1 protein-coding gene is annotated in these 1,746 nt (G+C 45.1%); it reads right to left on the bottom strand.

All coding sequences use genetic code 11. The features are described 5' to 3' along the window. Nucleotides 1–150: 150 nt before the first annotated feature. Complete coding sequence (locus QUA33_RS28000) at nucleotides 151–1,647, bottom strand: hypothetical protein (protein WP_333153023.1); 1,497 nt, start codon at nucleotides 1,645–1,647, stop codon at nucleotides 151–153. Nucleotides 1,648–1,746: the final 99 nt, after the last annotated feature.

Consider the following 1,746-nt stretch of genomic DNA (forward strand, 5'->3'; position numbering starts at 1 on the left):
TTCGGTGCACAGATATAGAGCCTATTGGCGGCTTTTTGTCAAGTACAATTTATACCAAATTAGATGAGCTTACCCTGTTTCAGGGGCGCTTTGTTAACCATTATTCTCCTCCATCTTTCAACTTCAGGATTACGATTCTCTAGATTGGTTTTAGTTAGGGTTCATTCGAGCAAAATGTTCTAACAGCATCCGGTGGAAAAAGACATAACCGCCCCCAACTCTTTTCATCAAACGACGCCCTGAAATAAAGTCAAGGAATTTTGCATAGTTTTGGGGGATGCGATTCTTCTGGTGAAGTGTCCAGCGCAGAGTGAAGTGTTGAATGCAAGCTGCTCCACCGTACTTCAGTGCAGAAATCAGTCCAAAACTCAGGCCAAAACTCAGCCCAAGAATCCACTTACCAATCAGCCCAAAACTCAGCCCCAAGCTCAGCCCAACAATCAGCCCGATGAAAACGCAGTTTCTTAGAGAAGTGCGAATTCCCTGATTTGGAACTGTTCGCTGAACTATTTCAGAACTATCCAGTCCGCTACCCAGTCCAAAAATCAGCCCTAAAATCAGCCCTAAAATTAGCGCACCACTCAGCGCACTACTCAGCGTAGCAACTAACTCACCCAGTTTACCTCCCGACTGAATCAGCTTAAGACTCAGCCCAGTCAGCCCACCACTCAGCCCAGCAATCAGCCCGTAATAGACACCAGTAGAAAATTCACGTACAAATCTAGACTTAGCTCTTTGCCATGACCAACTAGGTTTTTCTAAGGGTGATATTTTTATTGGTAAACCAGTAATCAGCCCACCAATCGGTCCAAAAAACAGCCCACAAAATAGCCCACAAAGCAGCCCATAAATCGGCCCATTAATCTGCTTATCAATCACCCAAGCAATCAACCAAGCAATCAGCCAACCAATCAGCCCAAAACTTAGCCCACCAATCAGAAAAGCTCTAATTCGATAAGCTCTTTCCTCTCTGCCATTGTTTAGCCAGGTTGGCTGCATCTTCTCAATCAAGAAGATCGTTTGCTTTTCCCGCACCATCCGGCTTGCCAACGAACTCAGCCAACGCAGCACATTATCTTTGGAATATTTTGAAGCAGCACCTTGCTCTAGCCTGCGATCGATATAAGTATCAAATAAACGTTGATGACGATCTGCTGGAGTTCTCAATTGGGGTATCAACTCTTCGGCTGACCATCCCTGGTATGCCACACTCATAAAGTTTGCAATCAGCGGCGTTTGAGCAAGCTGCTCTAGTTCCGCATCGTTTTTAAGCAGCACTTTTAAGCCTGCCAGAGAGCCACCTACGCTTTCTAAAAACTGATGTATTTGCTCTGGTGAGAGGGGTTGCAGGCAAAGGGCACTGCTGAGCTGTAAGCGTTCTGTCAGCGCCTCGTAATCTTTTACTCGGCTACAAACTGCTATCTCGGTTTGGGGATAATCCCCAATAAACTTGTTTAACGCACGAACGCAATCGTTGCGATAGTCTTCTAGAACTTCATCCAGCCCATCCAGCAATAAGATTAGCTGCTGTTGTGTAATCCAATGCTCGCTCAATGACTTGGGAACCTGATATTTTTCTAGCAATTCATTAATCAACCAATCGACGAGCGACTTTCCCTCGTTCGCCCAAGAAGATAGGTTAAACACTACAGGTATCGGTAAACTTAGATTGTAATTGCTCAACTAGGGGAAAAAAGGGAGCCATGAAGAGAGAGGGCTTTTTGAATAGCTTGATAAGCAGTTAAG

Source organism: Microcoleus sp. Pol14D4, from assembly GCF_036701245.1.
Taxonomy (GTDB): Bacteria; Cyanobacteriota; Cyanobacteriia; order Cyanobacteriales; family Microcoleaceae; genus Microcoleus.